The sequence below is a fragment of the Endozoicomonas sp. ALB115 genome (assembly GCF_049310245.1).
Classification (GTDB): domain Bacteria; phylum Pseudomonadota; class Gammaproteobacteria; order Pseudomonadales; family Endozoicomonadaceae; genus Endozoicomonas.
In genome coordinates, this window is record NZ_JBLYZG010000040.1 from 23961 (window position 1) to 49204 (window position 25244).

The window sequence follows — 25244 nt, forward strand, 5'->3', positions numbered from 1 at the left end:
CCTAAGTAGTTGGCCAAATGGAATCGTATTTTCTGGCTAAGTGGGCAGTTACTATGCAAGGCACAACGTAGGGAGCATAGCCGTAGCTATGTGACCGTAGTTGTAACGCCGCAGAGTGACTGCCCACTTAGTCAGAAAATACGATTTCATTTGGTTAACTACTTATGGCAGGGGGTTCAGCAGACCACCCATACTGTCCACAGCGACAAGTCCATGGATGCACACAATGGCAAACGTCGTCATAGTGAGTTTCTGGGCGGTATTAATCATGGAATACTCCTTGACCTTTTTTATTATCAGCTTTTGGCCGTTTATTTGATTCCCTGTCGCAAAGGTTGAGGCATCAGGAATAAGTATTATTCCTGATGCCTATTTTGCTTTCAACCTGTCTCAGGCAATGTTGTCCAGTAATTCCTCAAAACGGACCACCTGTTTTTCTACAATGTCGAGGCTCGCATGCCAGAACTCCGGTTGACGGATATCCTGATCAAAATGTTTCTTTATCAAGTCCTCTGAGGTCATACGGCCTGTGTCCATCAATACGGCCCGATAAACATCGCTGAATTGATCACCATATTGGTCTTTCTTGGCATAAATACCGAGGCTAAATAAATAACCAAACAAGTATGGATAGTTGTAGAAGCTCATTCCCGATATTGAGAAGTGCATTTTTGCAGCCCAAAACATAGAGTCACAGCCTGACACACTGTTTTGATACCATTTACCCCAACTCTCACTCATCATTGCTGACAATTCACTGGCTGGCACATAGCCCTGCATTCTTGACTCCACCAGTTTTGACTCAAAATCAAACCGGGCTGGAATATTGATCAGAAACGAACCGGCACTTTTTGCATCTTCCCACGACGTTGCCAGTTTTTCCTGATCATTACTCGCCTCTCTGGCCAAAGCATCACGCACAAGCGTTTCAGCAAAGATACTTGCCGTCTCGGCCAGGGTTGATGGATAGATCGTTTCTACAAACGACAAATCTCTCATAACCCAGTTATGCCAGGCATGGCCAAGTTCATGGGCCAGAGTAATAACGTTGGTAATGGCCCCATCCCAGGTCATAAATACTCGAGGTTCCCTGGCGCCGGGAAACTTTGAACAATACGCACCATTGGCCCTGTTATTGGAAGGTCTGGCATCAATCCACCCCTTCTGATACATCATTTTGGCAAAATCACCCATTTCCGGGTCAAATTGGCTGAAGGCATCTGAAATAAGATCAATGGAATCTGAGAAAGCGTGATAACTCCCGGACAGATCATGATTTAATTTGGGACATGGCGCTAAAATATCCTGTGGCTCCAGTTGACCAATACCCAGCCCTTTTGCCATTCCCTTCAAAGCACGATGACCAATGCTCATCCGGGATTCCGTGGTATCCATCAAGGCACTTAACGTTGATCTTTCAATCTTTTGGCGATGACAACTCACATCCAGATAATGAACTGGCTCAATGTTTGACCGCAGTTGATTCTCTTCATTCCGCCAGCCATTGACCGCATTGAGAATCGCGGCAGCTGTTTCCTCACGGCTACGCCAGGCGTTCTGGATACCCTCCCATGCCTGTTTACGTTTTACCGGGTCATGTTGCAATGTCAGGTTAAATGCACCGGCAAGGCCCATTTCCTGGTCGCCGACCTGACATCGCAATGAACCTCTCAGGTCATTATAAAGACGCCACCAGCTATGCAGGCCGTCCACTGACAGGGCTGAGATCGCCACTTCCTCATCGGTAGACAACAAATGCGCGTTACGTTTTCTTTCATGCTGAAAATAAAACTGATAGCTCGCTGCAGCGCGATCAGCAAACACTTGCTGCAATACTTCATCTGACGCTTTTAGCAAATACTGTTTAAAGGGTTTAAATGCCTGGTCAATCCTGGCGCTCAGTGTGTTGGTTCTGGCATCCAGCCTGGATGCATCTTCATTTTTAGCATCGACACTATTGGCTGAACTGGCGAAGGTGGAAGCGGTCCAACACAGAATACTGGCTTTTTCATCAAGCTTAATAGCCTCAACCAGTATTTTAACCACCGTATTTTCATTGCCGGTATCGAGTGCTAAAGCTTTGTCGCTCAATGCATCGCATATTTCGGTGATAGTTTTAAGGTCTTGTTTGAGAGCCGGATCGTTAAAATCCTGATAAATGTGAGTGTTATCCCATACCGGGATTGAGTTATCCATTTTGATATTCATGATTTCCTTCACATAAAAAATCCCTCCCTCCCCGTGGATTTAACCACGATGGCAGTTAGGGAGGGAGGAATTTATTTGCCTGTCACTGGTTATTCAAGTCCTGTTGCAAAAAGCCAATCCAGGAGTTGGCCTGCCCTCTACTGCTCTGAATAGACGCCGCTTTCTCCATATAACCCAGTGATTTTCGACTATCTCCCAGCTGATAATGCGCCATTCCTGTCAGAAAAAGCATCTCTCCCTGCTGCTTCTCGGTAATCCCGCCAAAAGGATTGGCAACCAGCGTCAGTAACTCCTGATAACGCTCGGATCGAGCCAACATTCTGGCCAATTTAACCTGCAGATCAGGATCTTGCTCAAGTTCCAGCGCTCGATTAAAAGCATCAATAGCCTTGCTATTCTCCCGGGCATGGGACCAGAAATTGGCAAGTTTCTTGAGGTTTTCAAAATTACTGTCAACCAGCCCTGCTTCCATTCCCTGTGAATAAACAACACCAGCCTGATAAGGCACTTGTTGATAAGTCAGGAAGTTTGCCAGCTGTGTGTAGTCACTTTCTTTATCAAACAGGCCATTGCGATAGGCAGCACGCAGTGCGGCCAATGCCGCTGCATCCCGCTTGATGGACATATTCATGCCTGAAAGCTGCAGCCAGTACTGTTTTTTCTGCGGGGCCAGAGTGACCAGTATTTCCAGAACATCGATGGCTTTGGGAATGTCTTTCAACTCATAATGGGCGGCCAGCAACAGGGTATACCAGGACTCCGGAGGTGCTTCCGACGCTGCAATTGCCTTCTTCGCCGGATCTACCACATTTTTCCATTCCTGCATTCTGGAATAGCCGTTGGCCAGCATAATCCAGGCACTGGCCGGTATCGCAACTTTCTCATCCAGATTAGCCATCCAGACTTTCAGCTGCTCTATCCCTTCCCGGTACTGACCTTTCATCATCAACAGCTGTGCAAGGTTATAGCGAACTTGCTGAGCTGCGGGTAAATGCAGTGCATCATCAGCCAGGGCTGATCGAAAATAGCCGATGGCTTTGTCGTATTGCTCCTGGTTGGCAAATACGACGCCCAGCATCTGGTTAACCGCCGCCTTATCGAATTTGCTGTTTTTTACTTTGCCAAGCACATGCTCAAGGCTTTGACGAGCCGAGGCATAATCATCTTCAGCCATTTGTTCCTGGGCTTTGAGAATGTACTTATAGGTAATCTGCCGCAGCTCTGGCGCTTTTTTGGGAGCGGCCATGGCCAGCGGAGCACTTATGCCCGCCAGCAGCACAGAAACCATAGCCGTCTTTTTTAGACTTAACCTTATACTGTCCATGGTTTACTCCACTCGTTATTCCAAGACGAACTCATATTCCTGCTGCTGTGTACGTGCCACCGCAACACCGTCTTCCATTGCCGGTTTAAATTTCCATTTCAGAGCAGCCTTTTTAATCGCCTTGCCGAATCCTTTACCACGGGGCTTTTCTTTGACAATTTTTACGTCCGATACCCGGCCATCGGCATTAACCGTGTACTGAAAGACCACTGAACCGCCCACACCACTTTGCAGTGCTTTACGGGGATACATGGGGCTGAACTTATTCAGAGGAACCGGACCACCACCAGCAGAAACACCACCTGAGGCATACAGGCCAGCACCGTCGCCTACGGCCAGGTCCAGATCCACATCCACCTGGGGCACTTCCATCTTCACCTGCTCGATCACCGGCTTATCCACCTGCTGGGAGATTTTCATCTCTGGCGGTGGCGGTGGCCGTTTAGGCTGGGGCTTTGGGATTTCCCGCTTTTTCTCTTTGATGGTTTCCGGACGCTGCAAGCGAATAAACTCGCTGATCCGGTTATCATCGGCCTCGACCAGTTCATGGCGGTTGTTGTTGACCAGGGCATTCATCACCGCAAACAACCCCAGTGCCACCACAAAACCGAGACCGAGTGCTGCTAAATAACGCATACGCACCTCTCACTACACCGATCCAACAGCTTTATGGTTCCCGTGCAGACACGGAGATGCTGTAAACACCCGCCAGTCTCACCTGGTCCATGACTTCTACGACAATGCCAGATTCGGATTTCTTATCCGCCTGGATTACCACCGCACCTTCCGGGTTTTCTGCCTTCAGGCGTTCAACGTTGGCACGAACCGCACCCACTTCTACCCGGCGTTTGTCAATCCACACCGCACCGGTGTCGCTCACGGCGATCATGATATTGCCTTTTTTCACCACCTGGGCGGAATTGGCCGTAGGCCGGTTAACATCAATACCGGCTTCTTTAATAAACGACGTTGTTACAATGAAAAAGATGAGCATGATAAACACGATGTCCAGCATCGGTGTCATATCAATCCCCGCATCTTCCTGTGCGCCGTTGCTATAGCGTCTTCTCATTATTCTTTCCTCTCACCCGTTGCACTGCTGGGGCAGTGCAATGGCAATTCAATCAATGCTGCATGGAATCGGCGACTTTATGGCTCACCCGGTCGGCACGCTTCTCAAGCAGTGCGCTGAAATAAAGACCGGACAGTGCGGCCACCATTCCTGCCATGGTAGGAATCGTGGCCTTGGAAATACCCGAGGCCATGGCCCTTGGGCTGCCGGTACCGGTGACGGCCAGTACATCAAATACCTGAACCATGCCCACTACTGTTCCCAGCAGTCCTAATAATGGACAAAGGGCGATCAGGGTTTTGATCATGGGCAGCCCCTGCTTTGCACTCAGGGAGACCTCGGAGATCATGGCGGTACGAATATGCCGGGCCTGCCAGGACAACTTGTCCGACCGGTTCTGCCACTTCTCAATGGTTCCCTTAACCAGCTTCGGGCTTTCGAGAAAAAAGAACAGATAACGCTCAATTACCAGCACCCAGAGCATCAGGGTCAGCACAAAGAGCATCATCAGTACATCACCGCCCATGCCTAAAAAGCGGCGAATGGAGTCAATTTCTTCCAGTAACCAGAGCATGGATTACTCCTTACGCCGGTTCAGCAGCGTTGACGGACACCGTAGTACGAGCATTACGTGCGCCAGTATTCAGGTCCTGCTCCTGATGACGGGCAATAAAACCGGCGCTCTGCTCTTCAAGTACCTGAATCAGACGACGACTCTTGCTATTCACCAGGCTGTGGGTAAACAGGGTCGGAATGGCGACAACCAGGCCCAGCATGGTGGTTACCAGTGCTTCGGAAATACCGTTTGCCATCAGCTTCGGATCACCCGTACCAAACAGGGTAATGGCCTGGAAGGTAGCGATCATACCAACCACGGTTCCCAGCAGTCCCAACAGTGGTGCTACTGAAGCGATCAGTTTGATACCACCCACACCGCGTTCAATAGAAGGCGCTGCACGCATGATGATTTCATCAAGTTTCAACTCGAGGGTTTCAAGGTCGGCATCACGGTTATCCTGATAAGCCTGCATGATGTCACCCAGAGGATTACCTTTGATGACCTGATCGGTTTTCTGCTGTTTGCGAACACCCTGACCAATTCGCGTCAGGTTAATAAAGCAGGCAACAGCCAGCAGCAGACCAAAGGCACCCAGACCAAGGATGACATAGCCGACAACTCCACCCTGATCGATTCGCTCCCCAATACTTGGGCTTTGCACCAGCAGTGAGAGAATCTGGCCACGAGATGGATCTACATAGAACGGTGTATAACCGGTGGCAGAGGCTTCCAGCTCAGAAACGGCAGAGAGAATGCCGGACTGCGGCTGGCGGGACAGCTCCTGGAACTTGCCAACGGCTGGAGAGTAAGTCAGGTATTTACCATCGGCGATGGCATTAAAGCTACCGACACGAATGATGTCTTTCTGAGCCTCATCGCCTTCTCCGTAAACAACCGTGGCCGGCATGTTAACCACACGACCGGATTCCACCATTTCACGGAGTACTTCGTGCCAGAACTGCTCCAGTTTGGCGGTTGTTGGCAGTTTTTTACTTTCGGCCATTTCCGCCATAAAAGTGGTTCTTTCAGGATATTGTGCGGTGATCATGGAGGCTTCAAAGATACCTTTGTTATCACCGGCAAACTGACGCACAACACCGAACAGTTCTTTCAGCTCTCCAGAGCGAATATCCAGCGTATTCTGAGTTTCCTTAAGAACTTTCTCATTGTCGTCTGACTGTTTGAGCAACTGGTCACTCAGGTTTTCCTGGGCCTTAAGCTCCGCTTTAGCTTCTGCCAGCAAACGCTGTTGTGAGTTTTTATCACTTAAGAAGCGTGCTTCACGGGCTTTGTTTTCACGGCTTTCGGTAACGCTGTCTGCCTTGATTTTATTCAAAAGATCCTGCAGCGCAGCAGCACCTTCGCTGGCACCGGCCGAGAATGTCAGGCCAAGCCCCAGGGATACCACCAGTGGTTTTACCACTGCTTTTGTAATAGCGGTAATGTACTTCATTATGCATCCTCCGCAGCGCGTACCGGCAGTTTGATCAGGTTATGAGGTGCCTGTTTGCGGGCAATTTTAAGGCCCTGGTTAACACCGGCACGGTAGTTATCCGGAAGTACTTCCCAACTGCGGGTGTCGCTGTTCCACTGACCGGTTTCTTCGCCGTCCAGAGATTGGTAAAGCAGCGCCAGGCGACCAATACGGAGGAAGTTGTAGGTGCGGGTATCGTCACCTTCACCGAGGCTGGCTTCATAGGCCTCGATGGTACGACCGAAGTCGTTTTCAATCTGATAGGCTTCAAGAATTTTGCGGTATTTTTCCGAGGCAGTGACGTTCGGGCTATCCATGGTTTCCCGGAGACGGGCGACACGGTCAGTGCGTTCTTCCAGCTGGAAGGGCACATCCAGGGCAATAAAGTCTTCCAGACCATCCACCATTTTCAACATCAGTGGTGTGATTTCGATATTGGTCTGATCCAGTGTTTCGATCTGGGCCAGCATGGATTCAATTTCTGCTTGCTGAGCATTGACGACTTTTTGCAGCTGGCGGTTATAAACGGTTAACGCCTCAACCTGACGAATGGTGCTTTTGTACTCTGCCAGCAGCTCCTGGGTCTGGTCAGAAAGGGTATTCACCTTCGCCTGGGAGCGCTGGGATGCTTTATCGGTTTTCTGTTGTGTCGTGAGTGCACTGCTCAAAGGGTCCTGGGCAAATGCGGCTGGAATTACTATTGAAGCGGACAACGCAGTGCTGAGTACCAGCGTGCTGCACAGGCCTTTTACCTTGTGGGTGGTTTTTTTCTTATCCATGGACTGCCATTTCCCATGTGTGTTTTTGTGGTTTATCTGGAGCTGGTTCCCATGCTCTGCGTGGGAATCCATATCGGGTTTGGGTATTGATTCCCACGGGGGGCCGTGGGAACGAGGTCACAACAGGTAGGTGCTAGAAGTTATAAGCAACCTTACCATACACAAACCGCCCCCGATTGTCGTGAACAGTAATGTCATAACCATCACTGTTATAGTTGGAGAATGGAGCTTCCTCATCAGTTAAGTTATCAACACCAAAAGTCAGCTTAGTTTTATCAAAGCCGTCATACACATACTGAATATCAAATGTGTAATGACTATCTATTGAAGTGTCGGTACCACCGACTTTAGAAGGATCTCTTGGCTGCTGATAGGAGCTAGTATAATTTGTAGTAAATGTTACTCCGTGATCTTCTCTATCCCAGGTGGCAAGATACTTACTTTTCAGATGAGGCCCCGAGCCACTAAGAACGCCTGATACGCTCCTGACATCCTCCAGCTCCCCATCGCTATCAGCTCGTTCAAAAGTATGTAAATAGCTTGTTTTGTACTTAAGGCCAAATTCATTGGCACCAAAATCAAAGCTGTAAGCAATCTCGGCATCTACACCTTCTACAACTTGTTTAGCAACATTGAGATATAGGTTATTAATATAATCTATTGTCCCGTCATCCTTACGTTCTACCAGCGCTGGATTATTCGTGTCAACGATATCTTGAGATGACAGCTGATCTATAACGTTCGTATTACGAATCTTGTAGATATCCAACTTCAACTCAAGGTTATCAACAGGCTCATAAACAACGCCAAAATTGAAGCTTTCGGCTTCTTCAGCCTCAAGATCTGCATTACCTGATGAACGCTGTTTGTATTGATTAGCATTACAGAATTCAGGGTTACCAGGATTGGCATCACAGCCTGCCTCATCTATGACACGAACATAGCTTATGCTTTCTCCTAAGTACAATTCTGGCAAAGTAGGAGCTTTAAATGCCGTACTATAAGACGTTCTGAACATTAAGTTATCAAGTGGCTGCCAACGGAAAGCAATTTTTGGGTCTAATGTTGAACCAAAATCACTATATTTCTCAAAGCGTCCGGCCAATTGCATTTCTAAAGTGTCATGCAATGGAACAGAAAACTCAGAATATAAAGCTCGTGAGTTCCGATCACCTTTAGAAGATGTCCCTCCTGCCCCCATAATATTTCCTGCAGCTCCATTTGGGTCTGGTTTGTCATCAATTGACTCTTCTCTCCACTCAACACCTGCAGCCATATATACATCACCGGCAGGCAAAGAAAAAACTGGCATTGAGAAACTACCAGAAACAAAGGTCATTTCAGATAGAGCCTCTCGTTTTGTGGAAAGACGGAAAGTATCGATAACTTCCTGAGAATTCTGGGTTGGAGTCAAGGGATTGTATGAACCATTATCTACAGCTGCATAAAACCGGTCCGTATGAATATAGTTCTTACCCTGCGTTACTGTTTCATTGCGGCTATAACCAGCAGCACCTTCCCAGTCTATAAACTTATCCGCAAACTCAAGCCCACCCTTGAATCCACCAACAACACGATACGCATCATTTGTAATCTCATTCAACCGTGGACCCACATCAGCGTATCGAGCCTTTACACGAATAGCTTCACCAGTAGGATTATTTGGATTACTAGCATCCATAACTCTGTTAATAAAATCCGGTGTAGGGGCAGATCTCGTATCTGTCAGAACATGATTATATGAAAGCTCAGCAAAACCAGAAACGGAGTCATTAAAGTCATGACTAAAGATGCTAAGAAGGCCATATCTCTCTGTTGCAGGAACCAAATCCAGATAACCTGCGTAATCGTATGCACATTGATTCCCGGTTGGATCATTACATACATTCTGCTTAGGGTCTTTAGACGAGCCATCTGCATTGACAATTTCATATGATGGATAGATTGAAAGTGAACTTCTAAAGTCATACCCACCATTTTTATCTGAATGATCAGCAGAATCATTCAAGTCCCGATCAGTCATATTTATATTATTTCGATTAAAATAATCGAAGGAAACCAACACATTACTGTCGCCAAACTCTTTACCAGTTACAAGATTAATCTTTCCCTCTTGCCCATCATGCTTTGTTGTTGAGCCTGTTGTGAAGGTTACGGCTGTGCCATCATAACTATCCTTAAGAATAATATTTATAACACCAGCAATAGCATCAGAACCGTAGATTGCTGAAGCACCATCTTTAAGAACCTCAATACGTTCTACAGCTCCCAGGGGAATAGAGTTTAAATCCACCCCAGTATCATTCACATTCTGCGCAAAGCCATAGTTTGCGACACGCCGACCGTTGAGGAGTGTTAACGTTCTGCTTGAACCAAGCCCTCTCAAGGATGTGAATGCTGATCCTGGTGCAAAGCTATTCGTATAAGTTTCGTTATAACTTCCACCACCATTTTCAGTAAGAGAGCGCAAAACATCAGCTACAGAAGTTGCACCTGACCTATCCAAATCTTCTCTTGAAATAATCGTGACCGGAGCAACACCCTCAACATCCACCCGAGAAATTCGCGACCCGGTCACCTGGATTTTCTCCAGCTTTTCAACCGAATCCTCATTAGAATATGCTGCCGACGAGACAAACGAAGACCCTAAAGCAACAGCAACCGCTGTACTCAACACCGTCCTTCTAAACATTCTTTTTCCTTGCTCACTTGTTGTGTTTATTATGGCCAGCCTGAGCTTTTGGCTCCCTGCCTGTACACCGCCGTGGCGGGCTACGCTCTTACTACTTCCATCTCCGATGGAGACATCCCCTTGTAGCTCCCCTGTGCTGATCCGGTTATTAACCTTCACCACACTATTGGCTTATCACCAACTTATACTGCAATTGTCGGTTAGACATTGATGCAGTCATACCTGTCATGCTTTCACATCCATAAACGCGACCACGCAATCATCATTCCAATTTTACATCACCCGCAAACACAAGGATTAAAACAGAAACAAATTATACTTACATAGCCGTACGTATATTTCATTTTTGTGACAGGTAAGCGCACTGTAAGTTTTTTTAAAGAGAAAAATCAACCAAACAACGCAAAAAAATAGGTATTTTCACTTACAAGCCTCACAGAAAGGATATTTTACTAGACAATTGCAGATAACAAAGGCTTTTACTCTGCAATTTTTTTCAACCATCCCCTGTCAGTAATCTTTTCTATCTTGCGCCATATTGGTGCATTTTGCTTTATGGCTGCACCACTAAACGTCATAAGACGTATTATTAATTGAAAGGTGACGAGATAGGGATAAATACGTAGAATTCGTTAGCAGCTGATCAGCCAACACCCTGGCTATCTCTGGAAAATGTATGCGTTTCTGGCTCAACATCAGCCCAACGCATGGCGAACAGCAGCCCACTGGCTCTGACCACCGATAACAATAAAGAGAACAATCATGCCGCAAAGTCCCACTTCAAAGTGGGCCGCTATTCTGACTGCAACTCTAGTGCTTTCGGGATGCTCAGGCCCCTGGAATGACCCGAATCCACCAGTGGATTCAAAAGACGTTACCTACTTTGGCAGTTTCATTACCCGCCCCAAACATCTGGACCCGGTGCGTTCCTACAGTTCGGAGGAAAAGCTGTTTATTGACCAGATTTATGAGCCACCACTGCAATACCACTTCCTCAAGCGTCCTTATGAGTTGGAGCCCGCTACTGCTGCATCAATGCCGACGCTGGAGTTGCTTGACGAGAATTTAAATCCGGTATCTGAAGACAGTCAGGATGATGTTGCATTCAGCCTAATTACCATACGACTCAAGCCAGGTACCATGTATCAGCCCCACCCTGCACTTGCAGAAGACGATCAGGGCAAACCGGTTTACCTGTTTAATTCTGCGGAAGAAAGTGAACAGTACAAGCAGCTGAGCGACTTTCCCGCCACCGGTACCCGGGAACTGAAAGCAGACGATTACATCTATCAGATCAAACGGATGGCTGACCCGGTCAACAAATCACCGCTGCTTGGTTTGATGACCGATTACATTGTCGGCATGAAAGATTTTGGTGCATGGGCCAAAGAGAACCGACAGGAAGAAGCGTGGCTGGACCTTCGCGCTCACCCCATGGAAGGACTGACCAGGGTGGATGACTATACGTTCTCCATTCGCATTGAAGGCATTTATCCGCAGTTTCAATACTGGCTTGCCATGCCTTTCTTTGCGCCTGTCCCCTGGGAAGCCGACCGCTTTTACCACAACCCCGGATTTCCAGATCGTAACCTGACGCTGGACTGGAACCCTATTGGTACCGGTGCCTTTATGATGACGGTGAACTCACCCAATCGTGAAATCGTTCTGGAGAGAAACCCGAATTTCCGACAAGAACTCTACCCTTCTGATGGTTCGGTCGATGATCAGAAAAAAGGCTACCTGGCCGATGCTGGGAAGCCACTGCCGTTTATTGACAAAGCCATTTTCCGCTATGAAAAAGCGGCCACCTCCATGTGGAGTAAGTTCACTCAAGGTTACTACGACCGTTCCGGTGATGGTGACCCCAACATCAATACGGCCACTTTTGACCAGGCGTTTACTGTCGGCCCGGGTGGACTCGAGCTGACCCCGGAACTGGAAACACGCAATATTATTGTTGATGAAGAAATCCGCCCCTCGCTCTTCTACACCGGCTTTAATATGGTCGATCCTGTCGTTGGCGGATATACAGAAGATAAGCGCAAGCTTCGTCAGGCCATCAGCATCGTGTATAACGATCAGGAGTACATCGATATTTTCCGCAATGGTATAGGACAGGTAGCCCAGGGCCCCATCCCACCGGGCTTATATGGTTATGCCGAAGGAGAAGCGGCAACGAACGCCTATATCTTTGACTGGGACCCGGCAACCAAAACACCCAAAAGAAAATCCATTGAGTACGCCAGGCAATTACTGGCTGAGGCGGGATACCCCAATGGACGACACCACGAAACCGGCAAGCCGTTGATCCTCTATATGGATACCACCTCTGCGGACAGCAGCCCAAGAGCGGACTGGATCAAAAAACAGCTGGACAGGATTGGCGTACAACTTGAGTTCCGCACCACCGACTACCCGCGCTTCAAAGAAAAAATGCGCCAGGGTAATACCCAGATGTTCGGCTGGGGATGGCTGGCTGACTACCCGGACCCTGAAAACTTCCTGTTTCTTCTGGACAGTCGTCAGGGCCTGGTGAAATGTCAGTGTGCCGGCAGTAATTCTACCAACTATGACAACCCTGATTTTGATCGCTTATACGACAAAGTAAAAACACTGGCCAATGGACCGGAACGACTGGCTGCTATTAACCAGATGGTGGCCATTGTTCAGAAAGATAGCCCATGGATCTGGGGTTTTAATAACAAGGAGTATTACCTCTCTAACCAGTGGGTATACAACACCAAGCGCCATGGTATTAGCCAGGGTACGCTGAAATACGTTCGAGTCGATCCTGCGCTCAGGGAACAAAAACAGAAAGAGTGGAACCAACCCATTGTCTGGCCACTGATGGCCAGTATCGGCTTGTTATTCCTTTTGGTTGTTCCTGGTATCAGGGCTTATCGCCGCAGGCAGAAACTGACGATTGATGCTTCGTAGAGATAAAAATATGTTTTCCTACATAATTAGAAGACTGTGCTACGCCATTCCAATTTTGATTGGCGTAAATCTGCTGACGTTTGTTTTATTTTTTATCGTCAACACGCCTGAAGATATGGCAACGGCTCATCTTGGGGATAAGTACGTAACCGAAGACGCGGTGCAGGCATGGATCGCTGAAAAAGGGTATGACCAACCCCTTTTCTTAAACGGTGATGCCGATGGACTGGGAATACTCACAGACACCATCTTTTTTAACAAGTCGTTAAAACTGTTTGCTTTCGATTTTGGCACTTCCGATGCCGGCAGAAGTATTCAGTCCGACGTTCTGGATCGCATGGGACCAAGCCTGGCACTGGCTCTTCCTACCTTCTTTATTGGGATTTTTGTCAACATCTCGGTGGCTCTGATGGTATTGATGTTCCGTGGCAGCAGCCTGGACCGTTTTGCGGTGGTGGTCTTTGTTACCCTGATGTCCATCTCCTATCTGTTCTATATCATTTTCGGCCAGTACTACATGGCGAAAATGTCCCGTCTGTTCCCGGTATCCGGATTCAATGACGGTATAGACGGCTGGCGTTTCCTGATACTGCCCATTGTGATTGGTGTCATTTCCGGTATTGGTGCCAGCGCCCGGTGGTACCGCTCGCTGTTTATCGAAGTAGCCGGACAGGATTTTTCCAGAACAGCCCGAGCCAAAGGCGTCAGCGAGGCGGGCGTGCTGTTCCGGCATATTTTGCCCAATACCATGCTGCCAATTCTCACCGGGGTGGTGGTTGTGATTCCAGTGTTGTTTATGGGCAGCCTGGTGATGGAGTCATTTTTCAGTATTCCGGGCCTTGGCAGCTACCTGCTGGACGCTATTCGTGCGCAGGATTTTGCCATTGTCAGAGCGATGGTCTTTCTCGGCTCTGTTCTTTACATCATTGGTTTGATTCTGACCGATATTTCGTACACCTGGGCAGATCCCCGGGTCCGATTGAGCTAAACAGCGAGGGACGTAATTATGGATTTCGAAATCGGACCCGGCCTGTTTGGTGAAGGCTTTATGTGGACCATTTTATGGAGTGATGCGCTGATCTTTTTGCTGGTCGGTGCAATCTCCCTGTTTGTCGCCTCCTTTCGGCGCAACCCCCAAAACATGGAACGCTGGCGACAGGTGTTCGCCACCAGACTGGGCATGGCAACCTTTGTTATCATCATGTCCTATGTGATGATTGCCTTGGTGGACTCAGTCCATTTCCGTAAAGCACTGCCTGCTGCGGAGGGTCAAAGCAGCGAACAGGTGTTTTACAGCAATGATGTGCATAGCCTGCTGGATCTTGCCCTCGGTGAGATGGGTGAACGACCTGAGCGTACCTACTCCGCACCTTTTGCCCTGAAATCATGGAATAAGGAAAACCTGTTACTGCCGGATGGAGAGCGGGTTCGGGATTACCCGGAGCTGGCCTATGGCGGTGCGCATTTGGCAAGCCCGGAATCATTTGTTAAAGATATTGCTATTAAGTCACTGGTCGGAATTGGCAAAGGCCTGGCCGTTGCCCTGGCACTGATCGGCCTTCATGCCCTCTGGTTGCGTAGAAGCCAGTCTGCCGGTGTTGGTGATATAAGCCCTCTGCCCTGGAAGTCAGCCTGGATTACCTTTGCCATTATCATGGCAGTGCTTGGCTGGTTGATCACCCTGGGCAATCTATATCATGTTCTGGGTACTGATCAGGCCGGAAACGACACGCTCTTTGAAAGCCTGAAAGGCATTCGGACCGGCGTATTGATTGGCACACTGGCTACCCTGATCACCATGCCTGTGGCTATCAGCCTGGGGCTGGCAGCCGGTTACTTCAGGGGCTGGATTGATGATGTCGTGCAATATATTTACACGACGCTTATCTCTATTCCCGGTTTGCTATTGATCGCAGCCTCCGTTCTGCTGTTCCAGGTCTGGATCAATAATAATCCACAGTTCTTTGAGATTGGCCTGGAAAAAGCCGATGCCAGGTTCCTGGCTCTGTGCTTTATTCTGGGCATCACCAGCTGGACAACCCTCTGTCGTCTGCTGCGGGCAGAAACTCTGAAGATCAGTCAGCTTGACTACGTTCAGGCTGCACATGCTTTTGGTGTAAGCCATTTCCAGATTATCAAACGGCATATCCTGCCCAACCTCAGCCATATCATTATGATCTCCTTCGTACTGGACTTCAGCGGTCTTGTACTGGCGGAAGCGGTTCTTGCCTACATTGGTGTCGGTATCGATCCTGCCATGGCCAGCTGGGGCAATATGATCAATATGGCCAGTACGGAACTGTCCCGTGAACCATCTATCTGGTGGAATCTGTGCGGAGCTTTCTTCCTGATGTTTACCCTGGTGCTGTCCGTCAACCTGTTCTCTGACCTGGTGCGCGACGCGTTTGACCCAAAAACCAAACTGGAGACGGCATGATGACGGTAACAATGACTGAAGCACGATCCACTGCCTACGTTCAAACGGCCACCAGTGAACTCACTATAAAAAAGCAAACAGTCGATAAATCGCTGGCGCTTTCCGTCAGCAACCTGAACGTTCGCTTGCGTCATAAGCCATATACGACCATTTTGAAGGATGTCAGCTTTGACCTGAAAAAAGGTGAAGTGTATGCACTGGTTGGCGAATCCGGCAGTGGCAAATCCATAACGTCCCTGTCCATTCTGCGACTACTGCCGGATGCACTGACCATTACCAGGGGTAAAATCGCCTTGCCTGAAACCAGCCTGTTCGCTTTAACGGAACAGGAAATGGGCGGTATACGCGGCAAAAAGATCGCCATGATTTTTCAGGATGCACTGACTGCCTTGAACCCGGTACAGACCGTTGGGGCTCAGATTGCAGAGACCTTGAAGATTCATACCTCGCTGAATTCTTCAGAAATCCGTGAGCGGACGGTTGAACTGTTTCGGGAAGTAGGCTTGCCTGACCCGGAGAAGCGGGTTGACTGGTATCCCCACCAAATGTCCGGTGGTCAGCAACAGCGTGTGATGATTGCCATGGCTTTGGCCTGTGAACCCGATATTCTCCTGGCGGACGAGCCAACCACCGCTCTTGATGTGACGATTCAGAAACAGATTCTGGAACTGATTAAAACGCTGACCGTAAAGCGAAAACTGGCCGTTCTGCTGATCACCCACGATATGGGGGTTGTTCGCCAGACTGCTGATCGGGTCGGCGTTATGTACCAGGGAGAGATCATTGAACAGAATGTTTGTGAAGCCTTTTTTGCCGATCCAAAAGAAGCCTATAGCCGACAGCTGATTGATAGTCTTCCGGATATGGACGAGTACCGTTCACTGGAAAAAGAAGCGTCCCTGTTAACCGTGGAAGACCTGACAATCCACTTCCCGGTGCGCAAAGGATTATTTCAGCGGGTACACAGCTACACCAAAGCCGTTGATGGCATCAGTTTTGCCATTGGCAAAGGGGAGACTCTGGCCCTGGTTGGTGAATCCGGGTGTGGTAAGTCCACAACGGGGCGTGCCATTCTTAACCTTGAGAAAGCCACTGCCGGCAACATCTGGTACAACAGCCTTTGTGTCAATCAGCTAACCCGCCGGGAAATGCTGCCGCTGCGCAAGAAGATTCAGGTTATTTTCCAGAACCCGTTCTCTTCCATGAACCCACGCATGACCGTTGGGGATATTATTGAAGAGGGAATGGTCAGCCTTGGTCTTGAACTTTCTAAAGAGGAGCGGATTCAGCGCATTGAATCCCTGCTTGCCCGAGTAAGGCTTGAGCCTGAGCATCGTCACCGCTACCCACATGAGTTTTCAGGGGGTCAACGACAGCGTATTGCCATTGCCCGGGCCCTGGCCGTAGAGCCGGATCTGATTATCTGTGACGAACCCACCAGCGCCCTGGATGTTTCCATTCGGGCTGAAGTACTGGACTTGCTGTTAGAGCTTCAGAGGGAGTTACAGGTATCCTATCTGTTCATCACCCACGATCTTTCCATTATCCCTCACATCGCCCATCGCGTTGCGGTCATGCAGGGTGGCAAGATTGTTGAACAGGGTCTGACTGAACAGGTTTTGACTCAGCCACAACATGAATACACAAAAATGTTGCTGGATGCGGTTCCTTCGGCCCATTGAATTGAGAGTGAAGTTGGTGTGCGTTCCCACCGCTCCGAGTGGGAACCAGAACACCTCAGACAATTATTTCTTGCTCTCTTACCCGCGCCTTCCCGTATTTTTTTATTAATGACCTGAATTGGTCATAACTTAAACCCAACATTTCTGCTGCCGCTTTTTGATGTCGTCTTCTATCTCTCCCAACTCGTGAGAAATTCGCACTGCAAAATGATTGGCAAGTAACAGAACATCTTCCTGTCTGGCTCGCAGAGGAGGGATAGCCACCACATCAAACGCCAGTCGATCCAGAAGGTCTTCCCTGAAGCGTCCTTTTCTTGCAAGCTCAGGTAAGTTTTCATTGGTTGCGGCGCAGTTAAGCTTAACAAGATTCTGTTGCCATCGTGGTGACAGATAATGCAAACGACTTGCGACCTCTTCCTTACCAGTTCCCCGCTCTCCCATCACTAATACCGGACGCTCATGGCGAGCATAGCGGGAAATTGACTCAAGCATCTCAAGAAATGCAGGCGATGAGCCGATCAAAGTCTTCTTCCTGGAGGAAATGATGTCGGGCATTGTTTTTGTTATTCTAAAGCTTTTGCGATTTAAACCATTGTCTGGTCTATCAAACCACATAGTGGCCAAAAAAACCAAGATCAAAAATTGTCAGCTCTAAACAGAATTTAATAATTCTTTAATAAACAACAGGTTATTTTAATTTGTCAGATTGGTACAGTTTCTGAGCTGTTAAATGGAAAGTAAATAGTTGATGAAAGGAATTCTAAACATGAAAGCACTGCTTCAATCTGTTATTGTCTCACTTGGTTTGATTAGCACAGTTGCTCTTGCAGATGAGCTGCCACCGTGGGCAGAAATGATTTCTGACACTGAAATCAAAGCACTACAAACGGAAGCCATGGAGCAAATAGAACAAGAACTGATGAAAGAGCTGCCAGCAGATCTCGCCAGACATCGCCAGTTGATTAATGAGTACCTCTTTGACCAGCAACCATTAAATGAGAACGTTCAGCAAAATGACAACAACAGCCATTTAAACAAGAAAAAAGACGAAAATCGCATTATAAATTTTTGAAAATCAACCCGAATCAGGGAGCGCAGTCATGAGTATTTTTTCCCGTCTCAGTGACATCCTGAATGCAAATATCACCGCTCTGCTGGATAAGGCAGAAGATCCTGAAAAAGCCGTTTGAGAATGGTTAAAACAACAATACTGAATTGATCCAAAAAGGGAGTCACAATACCTATGGAATATGTCATCGACGGCATTGTCCCTATCAGTGCCATTCTGATTTTATTCCTGTTCCTGCCCTGGCTTGTCTTCCACTACCTGACACAATAATGATAAGGAAGCAGCACCTTGACTGTCTAAAACCTCTGTCAGTCAACTGGCCCGTAAAGTAACAAGACTGGAAAGTCGCCTGTCCCGAGTCGAAGACAGCGTAACGTCCAATCACGTGAAATTCGCTCGTGAGTTTCGAGAACTGCAATCTTCAGAAAAACCTGCCAGGCAAGAATCATAACCTCCCCCCCCCCTGCTGATCAAGACAGATTGCAATACATATTCATATCTGTTCTTATTGGCAAGTTGTTTGCTAACACAATAAAAACGACTTCGTACTTCTATATATCGCTACGTTGTTGAGCATGGATACCCTCCGGGCTTAAGTAGACTGTCGATACTTACTACATAAGAAGACCATGAAAAGAGGAAGTAGCACCCGTGAAAATCAAACAATTCAAGCAACTTAAAGCTGGCTTGCTGGCTGTTTCTATTGCGCTTTCCGGCACATTGCTAACCACTCCCGACAACGAGGCCCTTGCTGTCGGCACACTCCGTATCGGCAATATGGGAGAGCCCGCCTCTCTTGATCCACACTTCATTTCAGGCACCTGGGAAAGCGGCATTGTTGGCAATATGTTTCTTGGCCTGACCACAGAAGCAGCCGATGGCACCATCATTCCCGGAGCTGCCAAAAGCTGGACAGTGTCAGACGATGGTCTTGTATATACGTTCACACTCAGAGACCACACCTGGTCTGATGGCAAGCCAGTGACCGCACAGGATTTCAAAATGGCACTGGAACGTATCCTGAAGCCTGAAACTGCTGCTGGTTATGCCTCCCTTCTTTATACCATCAAAGGTGCTGAAGATTACAACACCGGCAAGGCAGGTCCTGAAGCGCTTGCAGTAAAAGCCATTGATGATAGTACTCTCGAAATTACACTTTCCGGCCCGGCCCCTTACTTTATTGCACAGCTGGCCCATTACACCGCCTACCCTGTTCCGAGTCACAAAATCGAAGAGCTGGGTAAAAACTGGGCAAAAGATAGCAACATGGTCAGCAATGGCGCGTTCACTCTGAGTGAGTGGACACCTAACGCTCAGATTCGCCTGGAAAAAAACCCGCAGTTTTACGACGCTGCGAATGTATCGCTGGATGAACTGGTTTACTACCCACAGGAAGACCGTTCAGCTGTACTGAAGCGAGTTCGGGCTGGCGAGGTCGACATTCAAACAGACTTTGCTTCTTCAGACCTGAAATGGCTGGAGAAAAACATGCCGGACTACGTGCGCATCGCACCGTATCTCGGCGTTTATTACTACCCTCTTAACCTTGATGATGGTGTGCTAAAAGACCTGCGTGTCCGGAGAGCGCTGGCGATGACCATTGATCGCAAAATTCTCACTGAAAAAGTGTTGAGAACGGGTGAAGTAGCGGCATACAGCTTTGTACCACCCGGTACTGGCGACTACGGCTCATCTCCTGAAGTCAGCTGGAAAGGAATGAATCAGGCCGAGCGTGTCGCCGAAGCGCAAAAACTGATGAAACAAGCGGGTTATGATAAATCTAATGCACCTACCATCCGGCTGAGTTACAACACGTCAGAGAACCATAAGAAGGTTGCGATCGCTGTTGCTGCCATGTGGAAAAAAGCACTGGGTGTGAAAACTGAACTGTTCAACACTGAAGTCAAGGTTCACTACGACAACCTGAAAACCCGGGATTTTCAGGCTGCCCGCGCTGGCTGGATCGCTGACTATAACGATCCGCAGAACTTCCTGAATCTGATGGAAAGCCGTAACACTTCTCAGAACTACGCTAACTTTAATGACGGCACCTACAACGATCTGATGAGAAAAGCGGAGCTGGAAGCTGACCCTGTCAAGCGTAATGACTATATGCGACAGGCTGAAGTTATTGCGCTGAACGAACTGCCAAATATACCTATTTACCACTATGTATCCAAAAACCTGGTAAGTCCGAAGGTTGATGGCTGGATTGATAACGCCTCCGATATCCATCGGGCCCGATACCTTTCTATTAAGTAACTGGACAGCCTCCTGCTGTTGTACAGCAGGAGTGCGCTCAAAAGTTGTCGTGCGCCACGGATGGCCATGAATAACAAAACGAAGAGGGAACTCCAGAGGAAAGAGCGAATTGTTCCATGTTCTCCTATATTCTCAAGCGGTTGCTGACGGCGATTCCGACGCTGCTCATCATCATTACCATCGCATTTTTTATGATGCGTATTGCCCCCGGTGGGCCGTTCGATCAAGAACGACAGTTACCCCCGGAAATTGAAGCCAACATTCTCAAAGCCTACGATCTGGACAAACCAGTCTATGAACAGTATTTCATTTACCTTGGTAAGCTGCTTCAGTTTGATTTTGGCCCTTCTTATAAATTCAGAGACTTTTCCGTTACTGAGCTGATTTTGTCCGGCTTACCAGCCAGCTTCCAGATTGGCGGACTTGCTATATTGCTGGCGACGTTTATTGGCATTGGTTTAGGAACACTTGCAGCACTTTATCAGAACCAGAAAACCGATTACGCCATTATGGGCGTTGCGATGACCGGTATAGCGGTTCCTAACTTTGTTGCGGCCCCAATTCTTTCCCTGGTATTTGGTGTCTACCTGGCCTGGTTACCGGTTGCAGGCTGGGGCGATGGCGCTGCCAGAAACCTGGTTTTACCCGTAATCTCTCTGGCCCTGCCCCAGATCGCTTATATTGCCCGACTGACCCGGGGTTCAATGATTGAGGTTCTGCACTCTAACTACATCAGAACGGCAAGAGCTAAAGGAATTCGTGAACGCCTGGTGGTCATTCGCCATGCCATCAAAGGTGCTTTGTTGCCTGTGGTTTCCTATTTGGGGCCAGCGGTTGCCGCTGTGACTACCGGCTCGGTAGTGATTGAGTCTATTTATGATATTCCCGGCGTTGGCCGTTACTTTGTCAATGCCGCACTGAACCGTGACTATCCATTGGTAATGGGTGTGGTGATTTTCTACGCAACCCTGATTCTCATTATGAACCTGATCGTGGATGTGGTGTACAGCTTTCTGGATCCAAAACTGAGGGTTAGCGGATGAGCAACATCATGAATGTGAACGATAAACTGGCCACGTTTAACGACAACTTTTCAGATTCAGCCGATTTAACTGAAGTTGCTGGCCGCTCTCTCTGGCAGGATGCCCGTATTCGCCTGATGCGAAACAAGGCGGCCGTGGTTTCAATGATCATTCTATCCATCATTACATTGATGGCTATTTTTGCTCCCTGGCTGTCATCTCACCCTTTTGATGAGGTCTATTGGGACTTTATTCAAGTGCCTCCCAACGCTGCTGAAGGCTTCTGGTTTGGTACCGATGAAAATGGTCGAGATCTGTTTGTCCGCACGCTCTATGGAGCAAGAGTTTCGCTCATGGTTGGGCTGGTAGCCACAACCGTGTCACTGGTCATCGGTGTCGTTTATGGCGCTGTAGCTGGCTATATGGGTGGACGTATCGATAACATCATGATGCGTTTTGTGGATATTCTTTACTCCCTGCCTTTCATGTTCTTTGTGATTATTCTGATGGTGATCTTTGGTCGCAACATTTATCTGATCTTTGTCGCATTAGGTGCTGTTGAATGGCTTACCATGGCCCGTATTGTGCGAGGCCAGACCCTGGCGGTTAAAAAGAAAGAGTTTGTTGAAGCAGCCCATGCCAGTGGCGTGTCAACGACAAAAATTATCTTCCGCCATATCATTCCCAATATTCTTGGGCCGGTGATCGTCTATATGACACTGACAATTCCCCAGGTCATTCTGACGGAAAGTTTTCTCTCATTCCTGGGCCTCGGGGTTCAGGAGCCTTTGACCAGCTGGGGCGTTTTGATTTCCGAGGGGGCAAAAGTCATGGAATCTGCACCCTGGATGCTGGCATTCCCGGCCACTTTCCTGGCCATCACACTTTTCTGTTTCAACTTCATTGGTGATGGTCTGCGCGACGCACTGGACCCAAAGGATCGATAACTATGAACGAGAACAGCATCATTCTTGAGGTCAAAAACCTCAATACCCGCTTCGATACACCGGATGGTGAAGTAGCCGCCGCCAATGAAATCAGTTTCACCCTGAAGAAAGGTGAAAGCCTGGGTGTCGTGGGCGAATCCGGTTCCGGAAAAACCCAGATATTTATGGCTTTGATGGGTTTGCTGGCAAAGAATGGCAAAACCACGGGTGAAGCTATCTTTAAAGGCCAAAACATTCTTGGACTGCCCGTTAAAGAACTGAACAAGGTGCGTGGCGTTTCTCTGTCCATGATTTTTCAGGACCCAATGACATCCCTGAACCCCTATCTGAAAGTCTCACGACAGATGACTGAAGTCCTGATTGAACATCAGGGCATGAGCCAAAAGAAAGCCCTGGAGCGATCCATTGAAATGCTGGAACTGGTAGGCATACCAGAGGCCCGTAAGCGGGTTCATATGTACCCCCATGAGTTCTCTGGTGGCATGCGTCAGCGAGTTATGATTGCTATTGCGCTGCTCTGTGAGCCGGACCTGTTAATTGCTGATGAGCCAACCACTGCGCTCGATGTTACCATTCAGGCTCAGATTCTGGACCTGCTCCATGACCTGAAAGACAAGCTGGGTATGTCCATTGTGATGATTACCCATGACCTGGGTGTCATTGCCAGTATGTGCGATCATGTGATGGTGATGTATGGTGGTCGTGTGGTTGAAACCGGATCCGTACAAGCACTCTTCAGTGATGCAAAACACCCATACACCCGGGGTCTTTTGCAATCCATGCCGAGAATTGATGGTGATCATAATGAAGACCTCTACGCAATTCCCGGACAGCCTCCCAACCTTCAAGCATTGCCACAAGGTTGTGCATTTCAGCCCCGATGCCAATATGCGACCAATCTCTGTCAACAGGAGCGCCCTCAAACCACTGAGTTTGATGCTGGTCGAACGGCCTCTTGTCATCAACTGAGTTCAGCTTTTCACACCAGCAACCCTGTTAAAAATAATCCTGTTAATGTCGTGGAAGGTGTTTTATGACGGTTACTGAGCAAGCGCCAATCCTTACAGTAGAAAACCTTAAGGTGCACTTCCCCGTCGATACAGGCACATTCTTCACGAAAAAAAAGACTTTGAAAGCCGTCGATGGTGTCAGTTTCCAACTTCATGAAGGTGAAACCCTTTCTGTCGTTGGTGAGTCTGGCTGCGGGAAATCCACGCTCGGTAGAGCAGTTCTGCAATTACTTCACAATACTGATGGACAGGTTGTCTGGATGGGGCAGAGCATCACCGGGCATTCCGTAAAAGAGATGCGCCCTTTGCGCAAACAGATGCAGATCATTTTTCAGGATCCGCTGGCCAGCCTTGATCCGCGCATGACCATCGGCGAGATTATTGCTGAACCACTGATCACCCATCATCCAGAGCTTGCTGGTGAGGCGGTCAGGGACCGTGTTCGTGAGATGATGAATATTGTTGGCCTGTTGCCACACATGATCAACCGTTACCCCCATGAGTTCTCAGGTGGACAGTGTCAGCGAATCGGTATTGCCCGGGCAATGATTCTTCAACCCAGGGTGATCGTCTGTGATGAACCTGTGTCCGCACTGGATGTCTCTATTCAGGCGCAGATCATTAATCTGCTGGGAGAGTTGCAACAGAAGTTTGGTCTGTCACTGCTGTTTATCAGTCATGATCTTTCCATTGTCCGTCACATCAGTCATCGGGTAATGGTTTTGTATTTGGGTAATGTTATGGAGATTGCCGATAAAGATGATCTCTATAACTCGCCAAAACATCCTTATACACAGGCTTTGATTTCCGCAGTTCCGGCTCCGGACCCTGCAGTGAGAAAGAAGCGGGTAGTATTGAAAGGCGATTTACCTTCACCGATTGATCCACCATCAGGCTGTGTCTTCAGGACTCGCTGCCTCTATGCGGACGAACAGTGCTCACAGAAAAAACCAGACCTTGTTGATTGCTCCACGTCCGGATTGAATCAGCATCACCAGGTTGCCTGTTATAAAACTGATATAATCGACGGTTGACCAATATGCGGGGTGATTTACTCCGCTCTTCAGTGCTGCTGATTAAAACCGAAAAGCCGCCTAATAAAGTATGGCCTGCTCTATGCCTGCCTTGAAGTTCCCGATGGCGGCTAACCCCGGAGAATTAATACCATGTCTATGGGGGAACAATCAGAGGGGGAAGGGGCTTGAAAACAAACTGGGAACTGTCTCAAGAAAAGACGGCAGGATTTGAAAACACCAACAATAGCACTTCATAGTTAAGAAAAATGGCTCCCCGAGCTGGACTCGAACCAGCGACCCAATGATTAACAGTCATTTGCTCTACCAACTGAGCTATCAGGGAACTAATCGACAGTTTTGCTGTACTGACAACAGTCTCTTCAACAAGGGACTTTTTATGAGTCTCAATGCTGTATGGTGGGTCGTGTAGGATTCGAACCTACGACCAATTGGTTAAAAGCCAACTGCTCTACCGACTGAGCTAACGACCCATTCTTACATCAGCCACAGGCTGACAGATAGAATAAGTGGCTCCCCGAGCTGGACTCGAACCAGCGACCCAATGATTAACAGTCATTTGCTCTACCAACTGAGCTATCAGGGAACTAATCGACAGTTTTGCTGTACTGACAACAGTCTCTTCAACAAGGGACTTTTTATGAGTCTCAATGCTGTATGGTGGGTCGTGTAGGATTCGAACCTACGACCAATTGGTTAAAAGCCAACTGCTCTACCGACTGAGCTAACGACCCAT

The 25244-nt window shown here is 48.3% G+C and carries 19 protein-coding genes and 4 tRNA genes; 10 read left to right on the forward strand and 13 right to left on the reverse strand.

All coding sequences use genetic code 11. The features are described 5' to 3' along the window. Positions 1 to 390: 390 nt before the first annotated feature. The 8 genes from ACO6VE_RS16540 to ACO6VE_RS16575 form a co-directional block, all read right to left on the reverse strand. On the reverse strand, positions 391 to 2196 hold the full coding sequence (locus tag ACO6VE_RS16540; protein WP_422462392.1) for a M3 family oligoendopeptidase: 1806 nt from the start codon (positions 2194 to 2196) through the stop codon (positions 391 to 393). 94 nt (positions 2197 to 2290) lie between these two features. Further along, positions 2291 to 3532, reverse strand: a complete 1242-nt coding sequence (locus ACO6VE_RS16545) for a tetratricopeptide repeat protein (RefSeq protein ID WP_422462393.1) — start codon at positions 3530 to 3532, stop codon at positions 2291 to 2293. 15 nt (positions 3533 to 3547) lie between these two features. Further along, entirely contained in the window at positions 3548 to 4168 is a 621-nt protein-coding gene (locus ACO6VE_RS16550; protein ID WP_163369531.1) for an energy transducer TonB, read from the reverse strand. 31 nt (positions 4169 to 4199) lie between these two features. Next, positions 4200 to 4604 carry an ExbD/TolR family protein gene (locus ACO6VE_RS16555; protein WP_101746723.1) on the reverse strand — a complete coding sequence of 135 codons (405 nt, stop codon included), beginning with the start codon at positions 4602 to 4604 and terminating at the stop codon, positions 4200 to 4202. 52 nt (positions 4605 to 4656) lie between these two features. Further along, on the reverse strand, positions 4657 to 5178 hold the full coding sequence (locus ACO6VE_RS16560) for a MotA/TolQ/ExbB proton channel family protein (RefSeq protein ID WP_101746722.1): 522 nt from the start codon (positions 5176 to 5178) through the stop codon (positions 4657 to 4659). Positions 5179 to 5188: 10 nt separating this feature from the next. Further along, on the reverse strand, positions 5189 to 6616 hold the full coding sequence (locus ACO6VE_RS16565) for a MotA/TolQ/ExbB proton channel family protein (RefSeq protein WP_422462394.1): 1428 nt from the start codon (positions 6614 to 6616) through the stop codon (positions 5189 to 5191). Next, positions 6616 to 7416 carry a DUF3450 domain-containing protein gene (locus ACO6VE_RS16570; RefSeq protein WP_422462395.1) on the reverse strand — a complete coding sequence of 267 codons (801 nt, stop codon included), beginning with the start codon at positions 7414 to 7416 and terminating at the stop codon, positions 6616 to 6618. The genes ACO6VE_RS16565 and ACO6VE_RS16570 overlap by 1 nt, the downstream gene beginning before the upstream one ends. A gap of 133 nt (positions 7417 to 7549) precedes the next feature. After that, on the reverse strand, positions 7550 to 10267 hold the full coding sequence (locus tag ACO6VE_RS16575; RefSeq protein WP_422462397.1) for a TonB-dependent receptor: 2718 nt from the start codon (positions 10265 to 10267) through the stop codon (positions 7550 to 7552). 603 nt (positions 10268 to 10870) lie between these two features. On the opposite strand from ACO6VE_RS16575, the gene ACO6VE_RS16580 reads away from it, so the two are divergent. From ACO6VE_RS16580 to ACO6VE_RS16595, 4 genes are read left to right on the forward strand one after another with little or no spacing between them, the layout of a single operon-like run. Further along, entirely contained in the window at positions 10871 to 13045 is a 2175-nt protein-coding gene (locus ACO6VE_RS16580; protein ID WP_422462398.1) for an ABC transporter substrate-binding protein, read from the forward strand. 10 nt (positions 13046 to 13055) lie between these two features. After that, positions 13056 to 14033 carry an ABC transporter permease gene (locus ACO6VE_RS16585; RefSeq protein ID WP_422462399.1) on the forward strand — a complete coding sequence of 326 codons (978 nt, stop codon included), beginning with the start codon at positions 13056 to 13058 and terminating at the stop codon, positions 14031 to 14033. Positions 14034 to 14051: 18 nt separating this feature from the next. Further along, a complete protein-coding gene (locus ACO6VE_RS16590; RefSeq protein ID WP_422462401.1) occupies positions 14052 to 15482 on the forward strand; it encodes an ABC transporter permease in 1431 nt (476 codons plus the stop codon). Then, positions 15479 to 17164, forward strand: coding sequence for an ABC transporter ATP-binding protein (locus ACO6VE_RS16595; RefSeq protein ID WP_422462403.1), 1686 nt, complete (start codon positions 15479 to 15481; stop codon positions 17162 to 17164). Before ACO6VE_RS16590 ends, ACO6VE_RS16595 begins: the two co-directional genes overlap by 4 nt. 129 nt (positions 17165 to 17293) lie before the next feature. Here ACO6VE_RS16595 and ACO6VE_RS16600 read toward each other — a convergent pair whose 3' ends face one another. Then, positions 17294 to 17686, reverse strand: coding sequence for a sigma 54-interacting transcriptional regulator (locus ACO6VE_RS16600; protein WP_422462405.1), 393 nt, complete (start codon positions 17684 to 17686; stop codon positions 17294 to 17296). 244 nt (positions 17687 to 17930) lie between these two features. Between ACO6VE_RS16600 and ACO6VE_RS16605 the strand changes: the two genes are divergently transcribed. The 6 genes from ACO6VE_RS16605 (at position 17931) to ACO6VE_RS16630 (ending at position 24508) form a co-directional block, all read left to right on the forward strand. Continuing rightward, a complete protein-coding gene (locus ACO6VE_RS16605) occupies positions 17931 to 18236 on the forward strand; it encodes a hypothetical protein (protein WP_422462407.1) in 306 nt (101 codons plus the stop codon). A 648-nt stretch (positions 18237 to 18884) separates the two neighbouring features. Continuing rightward, positions 18885 to 20495, forward strand: coding sequence for a peptide ABC transporter substrate-binding protein (locus tag ACO6VE_RS16610; protein WP_422462409.1), 1611 nt, complete (start codon positions 18885 to 18887; stop codon positions 20493 to 20495). A gap of 116 nt (positions 20496 to 20611) precedes the next feature. Further along, positions 20612 to 21538, forward strand: a complete 927-nt coding sequence (oppB, locus tag ACO6VE_RS16615; protein ID WP_422462411.1) for an oligopeptide ABC transporter permease OppB — start codon at positions 20612 to 20614, stop codon at positions 21536 to 21538. Next, positions 21535 to 22464 (forward strand): ABC transporter permease subunit, encoded by a 930-nt coding sequence (locus ACO6VE_RS16620; RefSeq protein WP_422462413.1) that lies wholly within the window; start codon positions 21535 to 21537, stop codon positions 22462 to 22464. The genes oppB and ACO6VE_RS16620 overlap by 4 nt, the downstream gene beginning before the upstream one ends. Before the next feature lie 2 nt (positions 22465 to 22466). Beyond that, positions 22467 to 23501, forward strand: a complete 1035-nt coding sequence (locus ACO6VE_RS16625) for an ABC transporter ATP-binding protein (protein ID WP_422462415.1) — start codon at positions 22467 to 22469, stop codon at positions 23499 to 23501. Further along, positions 23498 to 24508 (forward strand): ABC transporter ATP-binding protein, encoded by a 1011-nt coding sequence (locus ACO6VE_RS16630; RefSeq protein ID WP_422462416.1) that lies wholly within the window; start codon positions 23498 to 23500, stop codon positions 24506 to 24508. Before ACO6VE_RS16625 ends, ACO6VE_RS16630 begins: the two co-directional genes overlap by 4 nt. Before the next feature lie 249 nt (positions 24509 to 24757). On the opposite strand, the gene ACO6VE_RS16635 is transcribed toward ACO6VE_RS16630, so the two are convergent. The 4 genes from ACO6VE_RS16635 to ACO6VE_RS16650 form a co-directional block, all read right to left on the reverse strand. Continuing rightward, positions 24758 to 24833, reverse strand: a tRNA-Asn gene (locus ACO6VE_RS16635). A 72-nt stretch (positions 24834 to 24905) separates the two neighbouring features. Beyond that, positions 24906 to 24981: transfer RNA gene (locus ACO6VE_RS16640), tRNA-Lys, on the reverse strand. A gap of 37 nt (positions 24982 to 25018) precedes the next feature. After that, a tRNA-Asn gene (locus ACO6VE_RS16645) sits at positions 25019 to 25094 on the reverse strand. Positions 25095 to 25166: 72 nt separating this feature from the next. After that, a tRNA-Lys gene (locus ACO6VE_RS16650) sits at positions 25167 to 25242 on the reverse strand. Positions 25243 to 25244: the final 2 nt, after the last annotated feature.